Below are 19,704 nucleotides of genomic sequence, written 5' to 3'. Positions count from 1 at the left end.
TGTATCTATGTTGCCCCCCGCCGGCACCTGCTGGGCCGAACCGGGACTGGGTGGAGCTCATAACCGGATTTGAACCGGTGACCTCTTCCTTACCAAGGAAGTGCTCTACCGACTGAGCTATATGAGCCTTACTCTTACCCAACTGGAGCGGGTAGCGGGAATCGAACCCGCATCATCAGCTTGGAAGGCTGAGGTTCTACCATTGAACTATACCCGCTTGACCCGCTATCCTTTGGCGGAATAGTCGCGCGAGTGCGATCCCTACTACGCTTTCCTGCCTTCTTTACTCTTGGTGGAGGGGGTGGATTATTCGGGCCTTACGGCCCTCACCCTCCGGGGTCGCCGCCTTTGGCGGCGCTCAGGGTGGCTACGCCACCCTGTCGAACCGAGTGGTTCCAATCCACCCCGTTCAACCCCTGATCTCCTTCCCACCTGCCGCCGCGATCGCACTGCAGTGGCCATTTCAACCTGGTGGAGGGGGGTGGATTCGAACCACCGAAGCTTTCGCGTCAGATTTACAGTCTGATCCCTTTGGCCACTCGGGAACCCCTCCGAAAGGCGGCACATTCTCCCGGCCTCACCCGTCTTTGTCAACCTGTTCCCGAACAATAGTTAGTACAGGCAAAATTGCATGTTCGCGGGGCATACCTGACAATAGTTGGCCAATACTTGAACAACCCCTACTTCATGCCTGATTCCGATAAAACCTCCTCCAAACAGGGTATTGGCTGCAAGAACTGCCGCGATGACGAGCCGCTGGGCTTCACCTTCACCATGGCCTTTCAGCCCATTGTCGACATCCGCACCCGGGAGGTATATGCCTACGAAGCTCTGGTCCGGGGCACCGGCGGCGAAGGGGCCGCGTGGGTGCTGGACCAGATCACCGACGACAACCGCTACCGTTTCGATCAGGATTGCCGGTCCAAGGCGGTAGAACTGGCAGCCAGACTGGAGATTCCCTGCCTGCTCAGCATCAACTTCCTGCCCAACGCGGTGTACGAGGCCGCCACCTGCATCCGCGCCACGCTGGACGCGGCCCGGCGCTTCAACTTCCCCGCAGACCGCATCATATTTGAGGTGACGGAAGCGGAAGAACTGACTGACAAAAGCCATCTGCAAAGCATCTTTACCGAGTACAAGCGCCGGGGTTTCAAGACCGCGATCGATGATTTCGGTGCCGGGTATTCGGGGCTGAACCTGCTGGCGGAGTTCCAGCCTGATATCCTCAAGCTGGACATGGCGCTGGTGCGCAACCTGCACCAGGATCCGGTGCGGGAGGCGATCGTGAAAGGTGTGCTGGGTGTCTGCGATGCCCTGAACATCAAGGTCATCGCCGAGGGCGTTGAACTCCCCGAGGAACTCCGGCGCCTGCGGGATCTGGGTGTCTACCTGTTCCAGGGCTACCTGCTGGCCAGGCCTGCATTTGAAGCACTACCGCCCATCAACTGGCCCGACGACTGACCCGGGACAGAACCCGGGCAGTGTCCAGGCGCTGCCCAACCCGTGCTCCTAGCCAGCCAGTTCCAGGGTTGCCAGGGCCTTCACGTGCATGCCCCACTTGTCGTTCTGGCCGGTCACTTCCACTTCCACGACATTGCCTTCCACGGACTTCACCTGACCGCTCATGGTCATGGTGGTGCCGGGGATATTGGGCGCGCCAAGGCGCACGCTGAGCTTGCGAAATACGGCGTCGCGACCCACCCAGTCGCGCAGGTAGGTTTCCGTGAGGCCCTGGCTGGTCAGGATATTCATGTACACATCCGGCATGCCGCTGGCCTGGGCGAAGGCCTTGTCGTGGTGCACCTTCTCGAAGTCCCGGGTGGCCAGCGCCCCGCAGGTCACCAGTGAACTGGTCACGGGGATGGGGCGCTCCGGCAGGGTCTGGCCCACATGGATTTCAGTGCTCTTCAGATTCTGGTTCATGATCGATGCCTCCACTCAGGCCTGGTCTTGTTGCGCGGGACGGAACTTGAGGACCTTGAAGGTCTGCCGCCCCACCGGCTCACCGTTCTGGTCGGTGAACGCGGTTACCGTCTCATAGAAGTAGCCTTCTCCCAGCCCGGTTGTCTTGCGCGGGGAGATATTGTCGATCACCGTGCGCTGGGAGATCACATCCCCCAGGCGCAGCTCGCGCAGGTACTCCTGGGTGGTATCGGTAGCGACGATGCCGTTGTAGCCGTGGGCGTCAAGCATTTCGATCATTTCCACCTGCGGGTCCTTGGGCCTGCCGGTGCTGGCCACTGCATAACCGGTCTGGTTCCAGACAAACATCATGGTGGCCGGGGCCACCAGGGTGCCACGACTACCAACGGCGGCAGCCTCCTCGTCGAGATGGTCGGGGCAGGTATTGCCCATCACCTCGCACCAGTGGCGGATCATTATCTTGTTGACGGGGTCCTTGGCGGTGGCAGAGCCGCATTCCCGGCCGACATAGGCGTAGATTTTCTCTTCCAGGGCGGCAATGTCCTCGGTACTCATGACGGGCTCTCCGGGTTGGTTATTCAGGCCAGGGGTGGCATCTTCAGCAACATAATTGAATTCGTATTCAATTTCAATTATGTTGCTGGCAAGTTCCACACAACGAGGCTGACCATGGCGCAATCCTTCCGCATGAAGCCCCCCATGGGGGAAGACAATGGCTGGTGGTGGCAGGAGGCCGCCGCGGGACGCCTGGCGATCCAGCGCTGCACCCAGTGCCAGACCCTGCGCCACCCGCCGCGCCCGGCCTGCGGCGAATGCCACTCCTTCGCGTGGGATCACGTCACCGCTTCCGGTCGCGGGACCCTGTGCAGCTTCACCATCCTGCACCACCCCCAGTTCCCCGGCTTTGACTACCCGTTGATCATCATCCTGGTGGACCTGGAGGAAGGCACCCGTTTCACCTCCCAGCTGATCAACTGCGCCGCCGAAGACGTCGCCTTCGACATGGCCGTGGAAATGGTCATGCACGAGGATCCGGACGGCTTCCGTCTGCCCATGTTCCAGCCCGCCAAAGGAGCCGCCGCATGAGTCACGCCCTGAAAGACAAGGCCGCCATCGCCGGCATCGGCCTGACCGAATTCTCCAAGAAATCGGGCGTTTCCGAACTGTCCCTGGCCGCCCAGGCCACCCTCGCCGCCTGCGAAGACGCTGGCCTGCCGCCCTCGGAAATCGACGGCTTCGTCAGCTACACCCTGGATTCTACCGACGAGATTGAACTGGCCCGCACCGTCGGTGCCAACGATCTCAAGCTGTTCACCAAGGTCAACTACGGGGGCGGCGCCGCCGTCGGCACCATACTGCACGCGGTCATGGCGGTGGCCACCGGCGTGGCCGACAACGTGATCTGCTACCGGGCCATGAACGGCCGCTCCGGCCAGCGCATGGGCCAGGGCATCTCCGGGCAGATCGTCAGCTCCGACCTGGTCCACTGGTCCTGGTACATGCCCTACGGCATGCTCACCCCCGGTTCCTGGATCGCCATGATCGCCAACAAGTACATGCACCGTTACGGCGTGACCAGCGAGGACCTGGGCCGGGTGGCAATCTCCCAGCGCAACTATGCCCAGAGCAACCCGCGTTCATTTTTCTACGGCAAACCCTTGACCATGGAAGACTACCTGGCATCGAAGATGATTGCCGAGCCGCTGCGGCTCTACGATTTCTGCCAGGAAACCGACGGCGGCTGCGCCATCCTGGTTACCAGCGCCGAGCGAGCCCGGGACCTGAAGCAGAAGCCGGCGGTGATCCGCGGCGTGGTCCAGGCGTCCACCCGGGGCCAGGAACAAATGACCAGCTACTATCGCGAGGAGCTGGACTCCCTGCCGGAAATGGAGCTGGCCGCAAGGCTGGTGTACGAGCAGAGCGGCCTGGGGCCGGACGACATCAATGCCGCCTGTCTCTACGACGCCTTCACCTCGGAAATCATCATGCAGCTGGAGAGCTTCGGCTTCTGTGGCCGCGGCGAGGGTGTGGACATGGTCCGGGATGGCGCCCTGGATATCGACGGCCGCCTGCCCAACAACACCCACGGGGGACTGCTCTCGGAAGCCTACATCCACGGCATGAACAGTATTGCCGAGGGTGCCCGCCTGGTCCGCGGCACCTCCACCAGCCAGCCCGAGGGGGTGGAACACGTCCTGGTCAGCAGCGGTGTCGGGGTACCCACCGGGGCGCTGATCCTGGGGCGGGACTGAACCTGCCAGCAGGCCGCGCGATCTACACCAGCCCCAGCTGGGACAACGCGTAGCCGACCACGACCAATATAGCCATCAATAGGGGCAGGTAGCGTCCAACCAGGTAGATCCGCCACTCCCACCAGCGATGCGTCGTACCCAGTACAGTACGGATTCGCTGGGGCGGGATAAACCAGCAAAACAGCGCCGCCCCCAGCACCCCGGAAAAAATGATGACATTGCCTCCGGCTACGCGATCGACCACATCCAGCACCGGCTCCCCGGCGAGCTGCCATTGCAGCGGGGTGAAACTGAGTGCCGAGGCGGCACCCAGCACCAACGCGGCAAGGACGGTCACCGCCACAAAGTACCAGAGGGAATTGAAGCCGCCGCTGAAGTCATCGAATGGACGCAAATCCCCGGAATACCACCACCACCAGCAGCGCCAGCAGGTAGGCGACCACGAATGCACCCCCACCGTTCTCCCCGACCATGTAGGGAAAGCGCCAGAGGTTGCCCAGCCCGACTGCCGCGGCAGCCATCGAAAAAATAAATGCAGGTTCGAAGCTCCACTGTTTCCGGGACTCCTGAATGAATTCATGGTTGCGAGACAATTACCCCTCCTGCCAGTTCTCTGACACCTCACTGCCTCTGGCCTCATTCACGGGCAACACCGCCAATACTGCGAGAAGAAATAGCAGCAAGCAGAACACAATGGCATCGGCCAGACCCAGCAGCCACTGCAGCAGCCCCAGCCCAAGGATACCAAACACCGCCGCCGCCTTGGCGGCCATGCCCCAGTAGCCGAAGAATTCGGCCGCCTTGGCCTGGGGTGTCAGTACCCCCACCAAAGCCCGCGCCGCCGACTGCGACGAACCCAGGCTGAGGCCGGCCAGTACACCTGCAACCAGGAAGACGTATTGCGCCTGCCAATTTACCGACAGCCACTGCCGGGCCAGCCCGGTCAGCGTCGGGGTTTGCCAGATCGCCAGAATCGCCAGCATCCACAGTGACAGGGTCAGAATGTAGGTGTTGCGCGCCCCCAGTCGACTCTGCAGCATACCGAAGCCCAGAGCGCCGAGCGCCGCGGTCAACTGCACGGTGACGAACATGAAGATCCGCACTTCTTCGTCCCAGCCGATCACCTGGGCGCCGTAGATGAACGAGAAGGCAATAATGATGTAGATGCCCGCCATGGCAAAAAATACCGATACCAGCAGAGTGCGCAGGTCGCGGAACTCATGCAGGGCGTGGCGGGTAGCCTGCAGGCGGGCAAAGCCCATCCGCACCAGATTGCGCGCTGACAGCACCGGGCGCTGCTGGCCCCGTTCCCGCAGCCAGACAAAGGTCGGTATTGCAGCCACCAGGAAAAAACCGCCGGCAAACGGCCCTACCCAGCGAATACGCTGGTAGTTCTCCAGCGCGACATCGCCGAGGAAAAACAGGGTGAAGGCTGTCGCCACCAGGCCGCCGACATAGCCCAGCGCCCAGCCCAGCCCGGAAATCCAGCCCAGTGCCTGGCGCGGCCCCAGGTCCGGCAGGAAGCTGGCAATGAACCCTTCACCGATGGCATAGGCGAAGTTGGACAGGATTACCAGGACCATGGCGCTGACTATCCAGCCCGGCTCGACAAAATACAGCAGCGAAGTGGTCACCACCGTCAGCACATAGCTGGCAAAAAGGAACCGTTTGCGGCTGCGGGAGTAATCCATCATCGCACCGCAGACCGGATTGGCTACCACTACCAGCAGATAGCTGATGGCCAGGGCGACACTCCAGAGCAGATTGCCCAGGCGGTAATCAGGTGCGTCCCCGACCACGACCCGGGTGAACAGGTCCCCGAACACCACGGTAATGATCAGCAGGGTGTAACCCTGGTTGGCGAAGTCGAACATGGCCCAGCCAAAGATCTCGCGCTTGGGAGCCAGCGGCCGGGCCGGGCTGGGGACGGTCATGCCGCCGGCTGCCACTGTGGCAGGCGCCGGTAGACCCAGACCTGCCGGCCATCGCCGAGCGTCGCCTGCACCCGCTCATAGCGGATACCCAGCCGCTCGTAGCGGTCCAGCCGACGCAGCCCGGGGGGCTCCAGGGTCAGCACCTCGCCATGCACACCCGCGCCCGGCTGGGGCTCGATGTCCAGTCCCTGCTTGCGATAGTCCGGCAGGAAAGCCTCCTCGGTGGCTACGGGGCGACCCAGCACCAGCCGGCGCACCAGTGCATTGCGCAGGGTGCCATACACGAACACTTGCTGTTCTCCTGTTGCCGGAGCCAGCTCGAACCCCGCCGGCAGGCTGTAGCCGCCGGGGCTCAGCAGCAGCCACCAGAGGTACAGGACCGGCAGCAGCGTGAGTGCCAGCAACGCGCCGGCAATCCATCGCCAGCGTTTGCGCCCTGCCTGCCTGGGATAAGGTTTCATGGCTGCATCATATACGCTGTAATGGGAGCGTCTATACTGCAACAGCTTTCCCGCGCCTGAGGACTGAAATCGACCGTGTCCACACGCTCTTCCTGCAACAAACTGCTGACCGAGGTCCGCGCCTGCACCCTGTGCGAACCGGAACTGCCACTGGGTGCACGGCCCGTGGTACAGCTGCATCCGGCGGCGCGCATCCTGGTGGTCGGCCAGGCGCCCGGCCGCAAGGTCCACGAAACCGGTATTCCCTTCAACGATCCCAGTGGCGAGCGCTTGCGGGAATGGCTGGGCGTGGATCGCGCGCAATTCTACAACGAGCGCCTGCTGGCCCTGCTGCCGATGGGATTCTGCTACCCGGGCAGCGGCAAGGCGGGCGACCTGCCGCCGCGCCCGGAATGCGCGGCCACCTGGCGGGCGCCGCTGCTGGCGCAGCTGCAGCGGCTACAGCTCACCCTGCTGTTGGGCCAGTATGCCCAGGCCTGGCATCTGGGCGGCGGCAGGAAATCCGTCACCCAGCGCGTGCTCGCCTGGCGGCAGTCCTGGCCGATGCTGGTTCCCCTGCCCCACCCCAGCCCGCGCAACAATCGCTGGCTGCGGAACAATCCCTGGTTCGCGGCAGAGCTGCTGCCGGCACTGCGCGAGCGGGTGGCAGAGATTCTGCAGCACGCGCCCTGAGGCGCGACCTCCTAGGCACGCAACAAGCGTATCTTCGCGCGGGAAAATTCCACCCGGGCCTCACTCCCGGCCTGCAGGTTCAGCGCGGCCACCTCTGCCGGTTGAATCTGCAGATACAGAGGCGCGCCCAGCCCCGGGATGCTGGCGGAGACCCGCACGCTGTCTCCCAGCGGCAGCAAACTGTGGATACAGACTCGTAGCGAATCCGCAGGTGACGCCGCCGCACCTGCAGTCAGGCGCATGGCACCGGGCGGCACCATCCATACCACAGAGGTTCCCGGGTCCAGGTCCGGCGCCAGCGCCGCCGCAAGCTCCACGCTGCCGGCGCGGATCCAGCTGGTAGCAGCAGTTTTATCGTGGCGCAGCAGTGTACCGGGCAGCAGGTTGCGCATCCCCAGCAGGCGGGCCGCCTCCGCGTTGACTGGCGCCGCCATGACGGCTTGCGGGCGCCCCGACTGCAGGGTGTGGCCACGCGCCAGCAGGGTCATGTGATCCGCGAGCAACAGGGCCTCGTCCAGGTCGTGGGTGACGAGAATCACCGGAATCCCCAACTCCTGCTTCAGCTCCGCCAGTTCCAGGTGAAGCGTCTGCCGGGTAACCTGGTCCACCGCCGAAAAGGGCTCGTCCAGCAGCAGTATGGACGGCTCGCCAACCAGCGCCCGCGCCAGCGCCACCCGCTGCTGCTCACCCCCGGAAAGCTCCGCCGGCCGTCGCTGTTCCAGACCCGCCAGGTGGACCCTGGCCAGCCACTGCCGCGCCCTGGCTGCGCGCTCCCGGGCCGGCAGCGCGTGCAGCCCCGCCATGACATTGCCGAGGGCTGTCATGTGCGGAAACAGGCCGTAGTGCTGGGGCACGAAACCGACCCGGCGTTGCTGCGGCGACAGGTGCAGGCCACGGGCACTGTCGAACCAGCAAGCAGAGCCACACTCTATGCGCCCCTGTACCGGCCGAACCAGGCCCGCAACCAGTCGCAGCAAGGTGGATTTGCCACTCCCGGAAGGCCCCACCAGGGCCAGCAGCTCCCCGCCGCCGCAGGCAAGTTCCGCCGAGATCGGCACCGGCTGCCCCAGGGTGACAGAGAGCCGGAAGTCAGATCCTGGGCAGGGCATCCCGTCTCCCGATGCGGCGGCCCCAGCCGCCAGCGAGCGCCAGCACCAGCAGCGAAAACACCAGCAGCAGCAGCGACATCTGCCCGGCGGCGGTGTAGTCAAAAGCCTGTACCCGGTCGTAAATTGCGATGGCGATGGTCTGGGTCTCCCCGGGGATGCTACCGCCCACCATCAACACGACGCCGAACTCGCCGAGGGTATGGGCGAATGTCAGCACAAAGGCGGTGACCACCCCCGGCCACGCCAGCGGCAGCTCCACCGTCAGCAGGGTGCGCCAGAAACCCATGCCGCAGCAGGCGGCAGCATCCCGCACTTCGCCCGGAATAGCCTCCAAGGCGCGCTGCATGGGCTGTACCGCAAAAGGGATGTTGACGATCACCGAGGCCACCACCAGCCCGGAGAAACTGAATACCAGGGACTGCCCGGTAATGCGTTCCACCCAGCCTCCCAGCCAGGAACCGCTGCCCATCCCGACCAGCAGGTAGTAGCCGACCACCGTCGGTGGCAGTACCAGGGGCACCGCCAGTGCCGCCTCCAGCAGGGACTTGCCGGGAAAACGCCGCCAGGCGAGAAAACGTGCCGTCATCAGCGCCAGCGGCAACAGCAACAGCACCGTCACCCCCGCCAGCTCCAGGGACAGGCGCAGGGCAGTAAAATCCAGGCCGCTGCTGTTCACTGCAGCTCTTCGTCCGGCAGGGTAAAGCCATAACGCCGCATCACCGCGCGCGCGGCAGACTGCTGCAGGTAGGCATAGAATGCCTCCGCGGTGGCACCCGCCGTTTGCAGCAACACCATTCGCTGCAGCAGCGGCGCGTGATAGCTGGCGGGGATGACCGCGTAATCCGCAACCGCCGCCAGTGCCGGCGACAGTGCAAGGGAGAGGGCAATGATGCCGCCCTCGGCGGAGCCGCCAGTGGCGAACTGCGCTGCCTGGGACACGTTCTCGCCATACACCAGCCGCGGCAGCGCAAGCTCCCAGAGCCCGGCATGCTGCAGCGCCTCCCGGGCCCGCGCGCCGTAGGGCGCATGTTCCGGATTGGCAATCGCGAAACGCCGGACCTGCCCAGCCCGCAGCGCCAGCCCGAGGCCGTCCAGATTGCCAGCCACAGGCAAGGGGGAATTGTGGGGCACCACCAGGGCCAGCCGTCCCGCGGCGTATAGCGTCCCTTGGTCGCGGGTGTAGCCATCCGCGTGTAGCTGCAGCACGTAGTCCTCATCCGCCGACAAATAAAGCTGAAACGGTGCGCCATTGCGGATCTGGGTTGCCATCAGCCCGGAGGAACCGTAGGTCAGGCGCACCTCGTGTCCGGTATCGACGGTGAAGGCGCCGGCAATTTCGTCCAGGGCAAATTTGAGATCGGAGGCGGCGGCGATGACCGGATCGGCTGCGCGCAGCGATAGCGGCAGCAGCATGGCCAGCCCCAGCGCAACAGTACACCGGATCAGCAGCAAATCGGTCTCTCCACTCTTCAATTATGGGAATCCTATCACGCGCCAGAGCGGGTACCGAGGGCAGCCTTGCTTTTGCTTGCCGCGCGGCGGGCAAGCCAAGACTGTCCACACTGCGCGCCCAGGTCCAGCCCCGGGCTTGAGCGGCAGGGCGCGACTTCCAGCAACCCGACCCAGCGCCCGGGCCTTGGAATAAAAACCCGGGGCTGCTAGCCTGTCCTGCGTCGGATGCCTGTGACCCCGCGACATGGGCACTGCGGCGGCGTGACGCGGGACAGCAAGCAATGACCAGGGTAATGCTCAACTACGAAGGTCTGAAAGTATGCGTTGGCACCGATGCAAGCGATGATGCGGTTTGGCTGGAGGAGTTCCTGCTTCCCTGGTTCGCGCCCATCGGGGATACCCCCGATGTAACTGTGACGCTCACCTATGACGGTGCCAGGTTCCAGGATCTGCGGGCGGGCGGCCCTCTGGGCGGGCAACGCCGGGTCTTCATGCTGGACACCCGAACCCTGGACCTGCCCTGCTGGAACGTGCCGGGCCATGACATTGCGCTTTACGATGCCGATCATCACCTGTTTTATCTGGTCCGCGAACAGCACATTGAGCTGGTTGCTGCTGAGGCGCATACCGACTCCCGCATCAACTTGATGCGGGTAGTGCGGGAACTGGCCATGGGCATCGCTCAATTGCGCGGGCACCGGTTTCTGCACGCATCCGCCTTCTCCCTCAACGGCCGCGCGGCCATCATCAGTGGCCGCCGGGAGGCCGGCAAGACCAGCCTGCTGACCTATGCTCTCACCCGCTCTCCTGGTGGCTTCCTCACCAACGACCGCCTCCTGGTGAGAACTGCAGGCGCGGCGACTACGGTCCGTGGCATGCCAACCATTGTCTCGATACGCGACGGAACCATGGACCTGTTTCCCGGGATGAGAGAGCAAATCGGCGCCCGGGGCTACCGCTGCCGCGCCACGCTGGCAGAGGCCCAGCAGCCGGAAAAACTGGCGCTAATACCGGCGAAACAAGGGGCCGGGAGCATTACGCCACGGCAGTTTTGCACCCTGCTGGGGCGCGAGCCTGTGGCCGAGGCAAAGGCAGCCGTGCTGCTGTTCCCGCGCCAGAGCGGGCAGCCCGGCGGCCTGGAGCTGCGCCGGCTGGACGCCAGCACAGCCAGCATGCAGCTCCGACAGGGGCTGTTTGGGCATATCGGCCCCGACCGGTTGTCCGAGGTATTCACGGTCTTGCCAACCGGCCTTACCCGCAGGCGGGCGCCCGATGACCACACCTTGTGCCAACAACTCGCAGCGTCTGTTCCTGCCTGGGAGTGCCTGCTGGGCAGGGACAGTTATCGGGACAGCCGCGGGGCCGACGCCTTGCTGGAGTTACTGAATCACGATTGCAGCCCGGATCCCGGCAATTGAGCTTTCCACTGCATGCAACTTTGCCAACACAGCGTCTGATCAGCGATCTGCTACGGTTGTTACTTGAGGGTGATACCGCGAGGGCCACGGCGTTGCTGGCTGCAGCGGCAGCTCATACGGAGGAAATGTGTACGCTGCTGGTGCAGAGCAAGTTGGCCGGCCACTTCCATATGCTGGCCGGCGAACTCCCACTGCAGGACTACCTGCCCGCGGCGGGCATTGCGGCCCTCGAGGCCGCAGCCGCGCAACAACTGGCGCGGGCCAGCCGCTGCCGCGCCCTGCTGCCAATCATAGACCAGCAGCTCACCGCGGCCGGGATCCCCTATCTGCTTCTCAAGGGCCTGTACCTGGCACAGCGTTTCTTCGGCGATATGGACAAGCGCTTCATGTGGGACGTGGACATCCTGGTAAGGCCGCAAGACCTTGACCTCACCGTGCAGGCCCTTGCCAGGGCGGGCCTGAACGCGCCCGCGCACGCCCAGCTCGACACCCGCAACCGCATCTGGGGCATTCACGCCATCGACGTCAGGGGCGACGCCGGGGCGGTCGATATTCACCACACCATTCGCAGGCTACCGGGGATCCAGTTTGACAGCGCAGAGATGTGGCAGCAGGCCCAGACGTTTACTGTCGCCGGCGTCCACTACCAAACCCTGTCCGACCTGGACACACTGCTGATTGTAGCGGTCGGCCTGGGCACCGATATCCAGACCGGAAAGCACAACCTGAAAAAGGTCTGGGATCTCTACATGATTCTGCGGGCTCTGGACCAGGGCACCGACTGGGATGCTTTCCTTGCCGGGCGCAGCTCCGAGGGCAGCCTCAAGCTGGTACTGAATGTACTGGCTTTTTGTCTGCTGCTGCTGGACGCAAGTAGCGACTGCCCGCGGCTGGCGCAGGCACTAGACCGCCGACGGGAGCTGCTGCTGGTGGAAAGCAGGCAACAAGCCCTCGCGATATATGGCCGGCCGCGGCGACATCTGGGCAACCGCCTGCTATTTTCCCGCCTGCTGCCCGTGTCCATGCCTCGCTACTGGGCGGGCCGGTCCCTGACGCTGCCCGCCCGACTCTGGCACTACCGCAAGCCAGGCAAACCCAGGCCCGGCTAGCTACCAGTGCTCCATGTCTGAAAAAACTCAACCATGGACTGGCGGAAGGATGTCTTTACCGCTTTACCGGGACGTCAAAGCCGATTCGAGAGAGGAGTTGCACTGACGATGGCCCGTATCAGAATCGCGCTGTTCTGCATGCCCGAATTCGGCCATATGAAACGTCTGTTGCCAATAATCGCAAACCTCACAGAGGTCGGCGTCGAGCCCCATGTCTTCAGCGACCAGCGCTTCCGCAGCGCAATCAAGGCCAGCGGGGGTGTCTTCCACGATCTGTTCCGGCAACGGCCGCTGGCAGCGGCGGACAACCGTTCCCGTCCGATACCCTGCCGCTACGTCAGCTTTGCCGCCCACTTTGCCGAGTCGGTCATCGCGGAGGTCGCGACGCTGGCGCCACATCTGATCATCCATGACGCTTTCGCCGTGATTGCGCGTCCGGTAGCAGAGTGCTTGCAGCTGCCGCGCGTGAATATCTGTCCCGGGCATAATATGCCACCGCGAACCGCCATGTCGGAGCTGCAGTTGGACCCGCGGGTCCAGCTTGATGACGCCTGCCTGCGAGCAGTTGCCACACTGCGGGATCGCTATGGGCTGGCGGATGCTTCCCCCTTCAGCTACATGGGTGGGCTGAGCACGCAGCTGAACCTGATTTGCGAGCCGCCTGAATTCCTCACCCCTGCTGAGCGAAGCGCTTTTGAACCCTGCGCTTTTTTTGGCTCACTGGGTGATGACCAGCCCTCTCCAACCGGCAGCACGCGAAATGCCAACCCATTCCCCTCTGCGGAAGAAGGCACCAGCAAGATTTACGCATCGCTGGGCACGGTCATCTGGCGCTACTACGCGGACGCTGCCTGGACACTGCTGCAAGCCTTGTCCCAGGCCGCACATGATCGAGGCGACCTCGCCGTGCTGATCGCACTGGGCGGCCAATCCCGGGAATGCGTACCTGCAGGAATCGCTGGCCCCCGTGTCCGCCTCGAAGAGTACGTCGACCAGAGGCAGGTGTTGGCACAGGCCGGCGTTTTTCTTACCCACCAGGGGCTGAATTCCACGCATGAGGCAATCTTTCACGGTGTCCCCATGCTTTCTTACCCTTTCTTTTCTGACCAACCGGGGCTGGCTCGCCGCTGCGGAGAGCTGGGCCTGGCAGAGACGCTGACGACGGAAATCCGCGGAACCGTCACTGCCAGCAATATTCACGCCGCGCTGCAGCGTATCCAGTGCGGGAGGGGCGAGCTCAGCCAGCGCCTGGCCGACGCCAGAACCTGGGAACTCGCCGTCATGGCCGCCAGACCGACAGTGATTGAGCGGATTCTCGCGTTAGCCTGAATGTGGCAAGCCCTGGCGAACTACCTCTCGACCTGGGCAAGCGAGGCCCAGTAGCCGCTCTCCGCGCCCGCAGCCAGGCGTTTGAGAGCCGTTACTGCAGGCTGACAGGGCCGCTCATGCTTGAGGTGCACATATACCGACATCAACAGTGCCCTTATTGCCCAGAACTGGCAGTGCGGGGTGAAGGATTCCAAGCCACGGAACTGTGTATACCCTGTGACGAACCCGGCGCGGGCAGCAGTGGTCATCGGCCAGCGACACCAGGCACGTGCGATATCGAAATCCAGGGGACCGACGCACATGCTCTCATTGTCGATCAGCACCAGTTCCCCAGAGCTGCTAACCACCATGTTCTCAATACAGAAATCACCGTGGATAAGCCCCGCCTCAAAGTGTGCAGGCATTGTGCCGAGGGCAAGCTCCAGCAGGGACGCAGCGTCAGACGATGCCAGCACGCCCTGCTCAAGGAGGGCGGCAAGGTGCTCCTGCATAAGGCCGAGATGTTCTGCTACCATCAGCACCGGCGCGGCTTCGGGGCCGGGCAGCCCGGTGGTCATATGCAACCGCCCCAGCAGTTCGCCGGCCTTGCGTGCATGCCCTGTCGTAACGGCCTCGGCGGCAAGGACCGTCCCGGACCTCCACTCCTCAAGCGTCGAGGTCCCCAGATTAGCCAGCACCCGCGAGTAGTGTCTGCCATCCAGCAAAGGTGCCAGGGCGGCGGCAAGGACGACTTCCTGCCCGGTCCTGAAGCGCCGCGCCTTTAGCAGCCGCCCGTCCGCGAGCTTCAGTTTGAATACGGCCTTGCGCTGGCGCCGGGAGACAAGGCGGGTCAGCTCCTCGGCATGCACAACCTCGGCGCCAAACTGCTGCAACAGCAGATTGAGATCACTTCCGAAGTGCCGTGCCAATGCCCCCTGCCACTCCACCTGCATTCGCCCTGTTATCATTCCAGTACGTCGTGGACTTACTCTAACGGATTCGCGGATAAAAACACCTGTTCCGCGGTCTACTGGGGCAACGCAGTTATTCTGACCAGACAGGTGATCCGCTAGCGGTGCCTGTACAAGAATCTTTGGAGATCGCATGCAACAATTACGCCTGTCGCTGTCACGGCTTTCCCTGTGCCTGCTGGGGCTGCTGGCCTCAACCCTGACCGCGGCTTCCGCCAGCGACGCTGAAGAAGCCAGGGTGTTGGGCTGGGTCGAGAAAGCCATCGTGATGCCCGTCGGGGCCACGGTGAAGGTCAAGCTCGATTCCGGCGCCCTGACATCCTCCATGCATGCCACAGCCATTGAGCTGCGTGACCGGGATGGAGAAGACTGGGTTGAGTTCGAACTGGAACTGGAAGACGCCGCCAGCGGCGAACAATTGCTGACGCCGATGGCGCTGCCAGTAGAGCGATTCATCCTGGTACGCGGCGCCGGCGGCGATGACCGGCGGCCGGTGGTGAGGCTGGACCTTTGCATCGGCGACCAGATTCATAGCGAGCAGTTCTCCCTGCGCGATCGCGGCGAGATGATCTACCCGGTCCTGATCGGGCGCCGCACCCTGCAGGACCTGGGCCTGGTGGACGTGAATTCGACCTATCTCACCCGGCCGTCCTGCGAGCCTGGGGATGACGCCGAAGCCAGCGCCGCATGACTGGCAAACCGGGTTATTGGCTGGCGGCCCTGGTACTGGCGCTGGGTGTTGCGGCCGCCGGCTGGACAGTTGGCGACGGCCTCCAGCGCTTTAAACTGGAGGACCGCTCAGTCACTATCAAGGGCCTCGCCGAGGCTGACGTCGAAAGCGATTTCGCGGCCTGGAACCTGACCTTCCGCCGCGCCGGCAGCGCCTTCGCCGAGGTCCAGCAGGCGCTGGCCGAGGACCGGGCGCGGGTGACCAGCTTTCTCGCGGACGCAGGCTTCACCGCGGATGAGGTGGAGATCAGGCCACTGCAGGTGCAGGATGCCTATTCACGCGAGTACGGCGCGGGCAACCAGCCCCTGCGCTATACCGGCAGCGGCATGGTCATCGTCCAGTCCGCCCGGGTCGGCCTGGTGGAAGCCACCGCGCTCGGCATTGACCCGCTGATCGAGGCCGGCGTGGAAATCGAGGGCGGCAGCGGGCCACGCTACCAGCTGCGCGGGTTCAACGAGGTCAAGCCGGCGCTGCTGGCGGAAGCTACGCGCAATGCCCGCGAACAGGCGGAAAAATTCGCCGCCGAGGCCGGGGCCCGGGTCGGCGCCCTGCGCTCAGCCAACCAGGGTGTCATCCGCATCACCGGCAGCGACGGCAGTGACTGGGATGACGGCAGCTCGCGAGTGAAGCGCCTGCGGGTGGTCAGCACGTTCCAGTACGCGCTGGAATAGACAGGTCAGCCGTAGGGACGCACCCACAGTTCGGGCGTTCCCCGCAGCACTGCGCCACTGAAGCGGGCAGGTTTGTCCGGGCACAGGCGCATGTTCGGAAAGCGGCTGAATACCCGCTCAATGGCGGTTTCCAGCTCGCGGCGCGCCAGGTGCGAGCCCAGGCAGAAATGCTCGCCATGGCCAAAAGCGAGGTTCTTTTCCGTGCGCGCGGGGTCGAAACGGTCAGGGTTGTCGAACACCTCCGGGTCCCGATGGGCCGCGGTGATGCCAAACAGGATCCAGTCGCCTTCCTTGATGGCAACTCCCGCCAGCTCCGTATCCTTGCTGCAGCGGCGCGGCAGCAGGGCGGTGGGCGGCTGCCAGCGCAGCGCCTCCTGCACGATCGCTTCCCGCGCCGTGTTGTCGGTCATGGCCTGCTCGCGCACCACGGGATCGGAGAGAATCGCATAGAAGAGGCTGCCAGCGACCTTGTAGGTGGTGTCCGAGCCCGCCGGAAACAGCAGTCGCAGAAAGGAGTAGATTTCCTCGTCGCTGAGGCGCTGGCCCTCGAATTCAGCGGTGGCCAGCAGGGAGATCACATCGTCCCCCGGGCGTTCCCTGCGCTCATCGAGAATCGGCTGCATGTACTCGGCAAACTCGCTGCGGGCCCGGAGTGCGCCCTCAGGATCCCAGGGGTAGTCGATCAGCTTCAGCGCCCACTCCAGCAACTTGCCCTCGTCATCCACCGGGATGCCCAGCATGCGGGCGATCACGGAAAAGGGATAGGGACGGGTAAAGGCCGCCACCAGATCGACTTCTTCGTGGTCGTTGAGACGATCGAGCAATTCATCGGCAATCGGCGCGATTACCGCTTCCACCGCGTCGCGGATCTGCCTGGGGAAGAAAGGTTTGGAAACCAGGGTGCGATTGACCCGGTGCTGCTGCCCGGACATGGTCTGCAGGGTTTTGCCCATCGACGGTTCCGAGTGCACGGTGTAGGCCGCCTTCGAGGCGAAGTGCTCTTCGTCGGCGAAGGCCTGCTTCAGTTCCTGATAGCGCGTGATCAGCCACACGGTCTGGCCGTGATAGGTGACGGGAACCACCGGCCCCACGGCGCGCAACTCATCCAGCCGCTGGTGCAAGTCGGGCAGTTCGTCGTAGGCGAAATCAGTGTCCGGCATCAGGCTGGGGACGGTGATCATGGCGTTTACCTCACAGACTTGTCATTATCTTTTCATTGTAGGCAAAAATGGAAGCGCCATGTTGCAGCACCAGAAGATCCTCCTGACCGGGGCGGCAGGCCAGATCGCCTTGCCGCTGGGGCAGTTTCTCGCCGCCGACAACGAGGTTTGGGGGGTGGCCCGCTTCAGCGCGCCGGGCTCACGCGAGCGCTGTGAACAGGCGGGCATGGTAACCCGCAGCATCGATCTTGCCAGTGGCGATTTTGGGGACCTGCCGCGGGACTTCGACTACGTCCTGCACCTCGCGGTGTTTCAACTGGCGGGCCAGGACTACGACCACGCCCTGCAGGTCAATGCCGAGGGTACCGCACTGCTGATGGCGCACTGCCGGAGCGCCAAGGCCTGCCTGGTGATGTCCACCTGTGCAGTGTATGCCTTGCACGTCGACCCGCGTCACGCGTTTCAGGAAAGTGACCCCCTGGGGGACTCCCAGCAGCCCTACTCGCCCACCTATGCCATTTCCAAGATCGCCCAGGAAGCCGTGGCCCGCAGCTGCGCCCGCCTGTACGCCCTGCCCACCACCATTGCCCGCATGAACGTCTCTTACTCCGCCAACGGCGGGCTCCCGGCCTATCATCTCGACGCCATCATGCGCGACGAGGAGATCGTGCTGCCCTCCGGCGGCGAGGCCTGGTTCACCTGCATTCACCAGGACGATATCAACGGTCAGGTCGAAGGGCTGCTCGCCGCCGCCTCGGTGCCCGCCACCATCGTCAACTGGAGTGGCGACGAGCCGGTGGATGTACGCAGCTGGTGCCATTACCTGGGGGAACTGGCCGGGCGTGAACCGCAATTTCGCGAAGATGACAGCCTGTCGATACCGTCACGGGTAACCGACAACCGGCGTCGTATCGAGCTGGTGGGCAACTGCCGGATCGGCTGGCGGGAGGGGTTTGCGGCCATGGCCCGGGAACGCTATCCGGCGCTGGCGTGAAATTGGCGATGGATTTATGACCTACCAACTCCTGGCCGACAGGGTACTGGCGCTGCATTTCGCCATCGTTGTTTTCGTTGTCGGAGGTTTGCTGTTGATAGTCGCAGGCAACCTGCGCCACTGGCACTGGGTTAACCGGCCCTGGTTTCGCGTACCGCATCTATTGGCAATCGGTGTCGTTGTCCTCCAGGCTTGGCTCGGTCGAATCTGCCCCCTCACGGTGCTTGAATCCTGGTTGCGCCGCCAGGCTGGCGGACCCGGATACGAGGCCAGCTTTATCGAACACTGGCTTCAGAGCCTGATCTATTTCGACGCTCCGCTCTGGTTCTTCGCGCTGCTCTATTCTGGATTCGGACTGCTGGTCGTCGTGGCCTGGCGGCGCTTTCCGCCCCAGTGGAAATCCCGCACCGGAGCATGTCCTCCCGCTCGCCGTAAAGTGTCGAACAGCTCTCGGTAAAAAGGCACGCAACTCTGGAAATGCATGGTCCTGAAACCGACAGGCGGCGAGCACCGTTGGTACCGGAACTGTAAGCTATATGTCCAGCGGCCGGCGCACCGGCATGTTCTGTAAAGGATGTCTCCGGTACAGACCCTACCACCCAATGCGGGTTCTGGTTTCATCGGACGACAGGTTACGGCATGACAAGCAAGTCACACTCCAGCTGGTCAAGGACTTTCTCCGCAGCATTGTTGTTCAACATTGCCGAGAGGCCCGCGCGCGCTGAGGTGCCCATTACCACCATGCCCGCGTTGATCTCACTGGCTGTTTTGATAATGGCATCGTGTGGCGCATCCATTACGATGTGCACGCGCTCACCCGGCACGCCGCAGGCGCGTATCAAAGACCCCCTGTCCGGCCGGTTCACGAGATCCTTGTAGGCACTAATATAGTGCACCTCGGTGTCAGTCTGTTCGAAAAATTCGCGGCACATATCGAGGATCTTCTGGTTGAGTGTGCGATAGGCATCCTGATCGCCACGCGTATCCAGGGCGGCGAGAATGATGTCCGCCTGGTTGCTGCCATCGCCCTTGACCAGCAGTACCGGGCAACTGCACTCGCGTATAAGTGTCCAGTCTGATGTTCTCTTCAGTCGGCGCTGAGCCGTAGAGTGCCTGTGAGAGGATTTGACCACGCCATCCACTTTGTGCCGCACGGAGGCGTTCACTACGGCCCGATACCAGTCCTTGTCCCACTCAACCTCAATCTCGACGGGTATGCCCTTGTCACGCAGGGGCGCAACGGCCGCCTCCATTACCTGCTGTTGTGCCGCGATGCGCTTCTCAATTTCTGCTGCCTGGTCGTCACCGCGCGGCAGATCCCCGTGGATACAACAATAAACCCGTAGTTCGGCATCAGTATTCTCAGCAATCGCGACCATTCGGGATAGCGCTGGCTGTTGCTCCTGGGTGGGATCAAATACGACTAGATAATGGGTGGTGCTCATGCAATACCTCACTTTCTGCACGTTGATATATTTCGGTCATTATCAACAATTTTTGAGTGTTTAACCTACGATATTTGACCAGTTTTCGGCGTTGT

The 19,704-nt window shown here is 63.4% G+C and carries 23 protein-coding genes, 3 tRNA genes and 1 other RNA gene; 11 read left to right on the top strand and 16 right to left on the bottom strand.

What is annotated here, in order from left to right; genetic code table 11:
* Positions 1–51 precede the first annotated feature (51 nt).
* The 4 genes from Q6D67_RS17040 to Q6D67_RS17025 all read right to left on the bottom strand — a co-directional run bounded on the left by Q6D67_RS17040 (position 52) and on the right by Q6D67_RS17025 (position 553).
* A tRNA-Thr gene (locus Q6D67_RS17040) sits at positions 52–127 on the bottom strand.
* Positions 128–143: 16 nt separating this feature from the next.
* Positions 144–217 (bottom strand) — tRNA-Gly (locus Q6D67_RS17035).
* A gap of 72 nt (positions 218–289) precedes the next feature.
* Positions 290–421, bottom strand: a non-coding RNA gene (locus tag Q6D67_RS17030) — RtT sRNA.
* 48 nt (positions 422–469) lie between these two features.
* Positions 470–553 (bottom strand) — tRNA-Tyr (locus Q6D67_RS17025).
* A gap of 134 nt (positions 554–687) precedes the next feature.
* Between Q6D67_RS17025 and Q6D67_RS17020 the strand changes: the two genes are divergently transcribed.
* On the top strand, positions 688–1,461 hold the full coding sequence (locus tag Q6D67_RS17020) for an EAL domain-containing protein (protein WP_304706874.1): 774 nt from the start codon (positions 688–690) through the stop codon (positions 1,459–1,461).
* Between the two features lie 48 nt (positions 1,462–1,509).
* On the opposite strand, the gene Q6D67_RS17015 is transcribed toward Q6D67_RS17020, so the two are convergent.
* The gene (locus tag Q6D67_RS17015) at positions 1,510–1,923 is read right to left on the bottom strand and encodes a MaoC/PaaZ C-terminal domain-containing protein (RefSeq protein ID WP_304706873.1); all 414 of its coding nucleotides are present in this window, start codon (positions 1,921–1,923) and stop codon (positions 1,510–1,512) included.
* Positions 1,924–1,938: 15 nt separating this feature from the next.
* Positions 1,939–2,478: a MaoC family dehydratase N-terminal domain-containing protein gene (locus tag Q6D67_RS17010; protein ID WP_304706872.1), complete on the bottom strand. Its 540-nt coding sequence runs from the start codon at positions 2,476–2,478 to the stop codon at positions 1,939–1,941.
* 114 nt (positions 2,479–2,592) lie between these two features.
* On the opposite strand from Q6D67_RS17010, the gene Q6D67_RS17005 reads away from it, so the two are divergent.
* Together Q6D67_RS17005 and Q6D67_RS17000 are read left to right on the top strand one after the other, a co-directional pair.
* The gene (locus tag Q6D67_RS17005) at positions 2,593–3,009 is read left to right on the top strand and encodes a Zn-ribbon domain-containing OB-fold protein (RefSeq protein ID WP_304706871.1); all 417 of its coding nucleotides are present in this window, start codon (positions 2,593–2,595) and stop codon (positions 3,007–3,009) included.
* Positions 3,006–4,175: a lipid-transfer protein gene (locus Q6D67_RS17000; RefSeq protein ID WP_304706870.1), complete on the top strand. Its 1,170-nt coding sequence runs from the start codon at positions 3,006–3,008 to the stop codon at positions 4,173–4,175. Before Q6D67_RS17005 ends, Q6D67_RS17000 begins: the two co-directional genes overlap by 4 nt.
* A gap of 22 nt (positions 4,176–4,197) precedes the next feature.
* On the opposite strand, the gene Q6D67_RS16995 is transcribed toward Q6D67_RS17000, so the two are convergent.
* The 4 genes from Q6D67_RS16995 to Q6D67_RS16980 are packed head-to-tail and all read right to left on the bottom strand — an operon-like array spanning position 4,198 to position 6,570.
* On the bottom strand, positions 4,198–4,569 hold the full coding sequence (locus Q6D67_RS16995) for a hypothetical protein (RefSeq protein ID WP_304706869.1): 372 nt from the start codon (positions 4,567–4,569) through the stop codon (positions 4,198–4,200).
* On the bottom strand, positions 4,553–4,768 hold the full coding sequence (locus Q6D67_RS16990) for a hypothetical protein (protein WP_370551982.1): 216 nt from the start codon (positions 4,766–4,768) through the stop codon (positions 4,553–4,555). The genes Q6D67_RS16995 and Q6D67_RS16990 overlap by 17 nt, the downstream gene beginning before the upstream one ends.
* The gene (locus tag Q6D67_RS16985; protein WP_304706868.1) at positions 4,769–6,109 is read right to left on the bottom strand and encodes an MFS transporter; all 1,341 of its coding nucleotides are present in this window, start codon (positions 6,107–6,109) and stop codon (positions 4,769–4,771) included.
* Positions 6,106–6,570 (bottom strand): gamma-glutamylcyclotransferase family protein, encoded by a 465-nt coding sequence (locus tag Q6D67_RS16980; protein ID WP_304706867.1) that lies wholly within the window; start codon positions 6,568–6,570, stop codon positions 6,106–6,108. The genes Q6D67_RS16985 and Q6D67_RS16980 overlap by 4 nt, the downstream gene beginning before the upstream one ends.
* Before the next feature lie 75 nt (positions 6,571–6,645).
* Here Q6D67_RS16980 and Q6D67_RS16975 point away from each other — a divergent pair, with 75 nt between their 5' ends.
* Positions 6,646–7,242 (top strand): uracil-DNA glycosylase family protein, encoded by a 597-nt coding sequence (locus Q6D67_RS16975; protein ID WP_304706866.1) that lies wholly within the window; start codon positions 6,646–6,648, stop codon positions 7,240–7,242.
* 11 nt (positions 7,243–7,253) lie between these two features.
* Here the strand turns inward: Q6D67_RS16975 and Q6D67_RS16970 are convergent, their stop codons facing one another.
* Genes Q6D67_RS16970 through modA form a run of 3 tightly spaced genes read right to left on the bottom strand, consistent with a single transcriptional unit; the run spans position 7,254 to position 9,803 of the window.
* Positions 7,254–8,351, bottom strand: coding sequence for an ABC transporter ATP-binding protein (locus Q6D67_RS16970; RefSeq protein ID WP_304706865.1), 1,098 nt, complete (start codon positions 8,349–8,351; stop codon positions 7,254–7,256).
* Positions 8,332–9,027, bottom strand: a complete 696-nt coding sequence (gene modB / locus Q6D67_RS16965; protein WP_304706864.1) for a molybdate ABC transporter permease subunit — start codon at positions 9,025–9,027, stop codon at positions 8,332–8,334. The genes Q6D67_RS16970 and modB overlap by 20 nt, the downstream gene beginning before the upstream one ends.
* Positions 9,024–9,803, bottom strand: a complete 780-nt coding sequence (gene modA / locus Q6D67_RS16960) for a molybdate ABC transporter substrate-binding protein (RefSeq protein WP_304706863.1) — start codon at positions 9,801–9,803, stop codon at positions 9,024–9,026. The genes modB and modA overlap by 4 nt, the downstream gene beginning before the upstream one ends.
* Positions 9,804–10,084: 281 nt before the next feature.
* Here modA and Q6D67_RS16955 point away from each other — a divergent pair, with 281 nt between their 5' ends.
* The 3 genes from Q6D67_RS16955 (at position 10,085) to Q6D67_RS16945 (ending at position 13,659) form a co-directional block, all read left to right on the top strand.
* Positions 10,085–11,221, top strand: a complete 1,137-nt coding sequence (locus tag Q6D67_RS16955) for a hypothetical protein (RefSeq protein ID WP_304706862.1) — start codon at positions 10,085–10,087, stop codon at positions 11,219–11,221.
* 20 nt (positions 11,222–11,241) lie between these two features.
* A complete protein-coding gene (locus Q6D67_RS16950; protein WP_304706861.1) occupies positions 11,242–12,330 on the top strand; it encodes a nucleotidyltransferase family protein in 1,089 nt (362 codons plus the stop codon).
* 108 nt (positions 12,331–12,438) lie between these two features.
* Positions 12,439–13,659: a glycosyltransferase gene (locus tag Q6D67_RS16945; RefSeq protein ID WP_304706860.1), complete on the top strand. Its 1,221-nt coding sequence runs from the start codon at positions 12,439–12,441 to the stop codon at positions 13,657–13,659.
* A gap of 20 nt (positions 13,660–13,679) precedes the next feature.
* Here the strand turns inward: Q6D67_RS16945 and Q6D67_RS16940 are convergent, their stop codons facing one another.
* On the bottom strand, positions 13,680–14,606 hold the full coding sequence (locus Q6D67_RS16940; RefSeq protein ID WP_304706859.1) for an aminoglycoside phosphotransferase family protein: 927 nt from the start codon (positions 14,604–14,606) through the stop codon (positions 13,680–13,682).
* Between the two features lie 136 nt (positions 14,607–14,742).
* Here Q6D67_RS16940 and Q6D67_RS16935 point away from each other — a divergent pair, with 136 nt between their 5' ends.
* Positions 14,743–15,300 carry a RimK/LysX family protein gene (locus Q6D67_RS16935; protein ID WP_304706858.1) on the top strand — a complete coding sequence of 186 codons (558 nt, stop codon included), beginning with the start codon at positions 14,743–14,745 and terminating at the stop codon, positions 15,298–15,300.
* A complete protein-coding gene (locus Q6D67_RS16930) occupies positions 15,297–16,010 on the top strand; it encodes an SIMPL domain-containing protein (protein WP_304706857.1) in 714 nt (237 codons plus the stop codon). The genes Q6D67_RS16935 and Q6D67_RS16930 overlap by 4 nt, the downstream gene beginning before the upstream one ends.
* A 5-nt stretch (positions 16,011–16,015) precedes the next feature.
* Here Q6D67_RS16930 and Q6D67_RS16925 read toward each other — a convergent pair whose 3' ends face one another.
* Positions 16,016–17,191, bottom strand: coding sequence for a cytochrome P450 (locus Q6D67_RS16925; protein ID WP_304706856.1), 1,176 nt, complete (start codon positions 17,189–17,191; stop codon positions 16,016–16,018).
* A 58-nt stretch (positions 17,192–17,249) separates the two neighbouring features.
* On the opposite strand from Q6D67_RS16925, the gene Q6D67_RS16920 reads away from it, so the two are divergent.
* Positions 17,250–18,164, top strand: a complete 915-nt coding sequence (locus Q6D67_RS16920; protein ID WP_304706855.1) for an NAD(P)-dependent oxidoreductase — start codon at positions 17,250–17,252, stop codon at positions 18,162–18,164.
* A gap of 16 nt (positions 18,165–18,180) precedes the next feature.
* The gene (locus Q6D67_RS16915; RefSeq protein ID WP_304706854.1) at positions 18,181–18,621 is read left to right on the top strand and encodes a DUF2784 domain-containing protein; all 441 of its coding nucleotides are present in this window, start codon (positions 18,181–18,183) and stop codon (positions 18,619–18,621) included.
* Between the two features lie 175 nt (positions 18,622–18,796).
* On the opposite strand, the gene Q6D67_RS16910 is transcribed toward Q6D67_RS16915, so the two are convergent.
* The gene (locus tag Q6D67_RS16910) at positions 18,797–19,609 is read right to left on the bottom strand and encodes a universal stress protein (RefSeq protein ID WP_304706853.1); all 813 of its coding nucleotides are present in this window, start codon (positions 19,607–19,609) and stop codon (positions 18,797–18,799) included.
* Positions 19,610–19,704: the final 95 nt, after the last annotated feature.

It is taken from the genome of Haliea sp. E1-2-M8 (genome assembly GCF_030649675.1).
GTDB lineage: Bacteria > Pseudomonadota > Gammaproteobacteria > Pseudomonadales > Halieaceae > Haliea.
The sequence above is the reverse complement of the archived record's forward strand: the minus strand, read 5'-3'. Positions and strand labels throughout refer to the sequence as shown.

Bases quoted from the DNA above. Each gene is read 5' to 3' on its own strand.
- Q6D67_RS17020 (WP_304706874.1), top strand. From the start codon at position 688: ATGCCTGATTCCGATAAAACCTCCTCCAAACAGGGTATTGGCTGCAAG.
- Q6D67_RS17015 (WP_304706873.1), bottom strand. From the start codon at position 1,923: ATGAACCAGAATCTGAAGAGCACTGAAATCCATGTGGGCCAGACCCTG.
- Q6D67_RS17010 (WP_304706872.1), bottom strand. From the start codon at position 2,478: ATGAGTACCGAGGACATTGCCGCCCTGGAAGAGAAAATCTACGCCTAT.
- Q6D67_RS17005 (WP_304706871.1), top strand. From the start codon at position 2,593: ATGGCGCAATCCTTCCGCATGAAGCCCCCCATGGGGGAAGACAATGGC.
- Q6D67_RS17000 (WP_304706870.1), top strand. From the start codon at position 3,006: ATGAGTCACGCCCTGAAAGACAAGGCCGCCATCGCCGGCATCGGCCTG.
- Q6D67_RS16985 (WP_304706868.1), bottom strand. From the start codon at position 6,109: ATGACCGTCCCCAGCCCGGCCCGGCCGCTGGCTCCCAAGCGCGAGATC.
- Q6D67_RS16980 (WP_304706867.1), bottom strand. From the start codon at position 6,570: ATGAAACCTTATCCCAGGCAGGCAGGGCGCAAACGCTGGCGATGGATT.
- Q6D67_RS16970 (WP_304706865.1), bottom strand. From the start codon at position 8,351: ATGCCCTGCCCAGGATCTGACTTCCGGCTCTCTGTCACCCTGGGGCAG.
- Q6D67_RS16955 (WP_304706862.1), top strand. From the start codon at position 10,085: ATGACCAGGGTAATGCTCAACTACGAAGGTCTGAAAGTATGCGTTGGC.
- Q6D67_RS16945 (WP_304706860.1), top strand. From the start codon at position 12,439: ATGGCCCGTATCAGAATCGCGCTGTTCTGCATGCCCGAATTCGGCCAT.
- Q6D67_RS16940 (WP_304706859.1), bottom strand. From the start codon at position 14,606: ATGATAACAGGGCGAATGCAGGTGGAGTGGCAGGGGGCATTGGCACGG.
- Q6D67_RS16935 (WP_304706858.1), top strand. From the start codon at position 14,743: ATGCAACAATTACGCCTGTCGCTGTCACGGCTTTCCCTGTGCCTGCTG.
- Q6D67_RS16930 (WP_304706857.1), top strand. From the start codon at position 15,297: ATGACTGGCAAACCGGGTTATTGGCTGGCGGCCCTGGTACTGGCGCTG.
- Q6D67_RS16925 (WP_304706856.1), bottom strand. From the start codon at position 17,191: ATGATCACCGTCCCCAGCCTGATGCCGGACACTGATTTCGCCTACGAC.
- Q6D67_RS16920 (WP_304706855.1), top strand. From the start codon at position 17,250: ATGTTGCAGCACCAGAAGATCCTCCTGACCGGGGCGGCAGGCCAGATC.
- Q6D67_RS16915 (WP_304706854.1), top strand. From the start codon at position 18,181: ATGACCTACCAACTCCTGGCCGACAGGGTACTGGCGCTGCATTTCGCC.
- Q6D67_RS16910 (WP_304706853.1), bottom strand. From the start codon at position 19,609: ATGAGCACCACCCATTATCTAGTCGTATTTGATCCCACCCAGGAGCAA.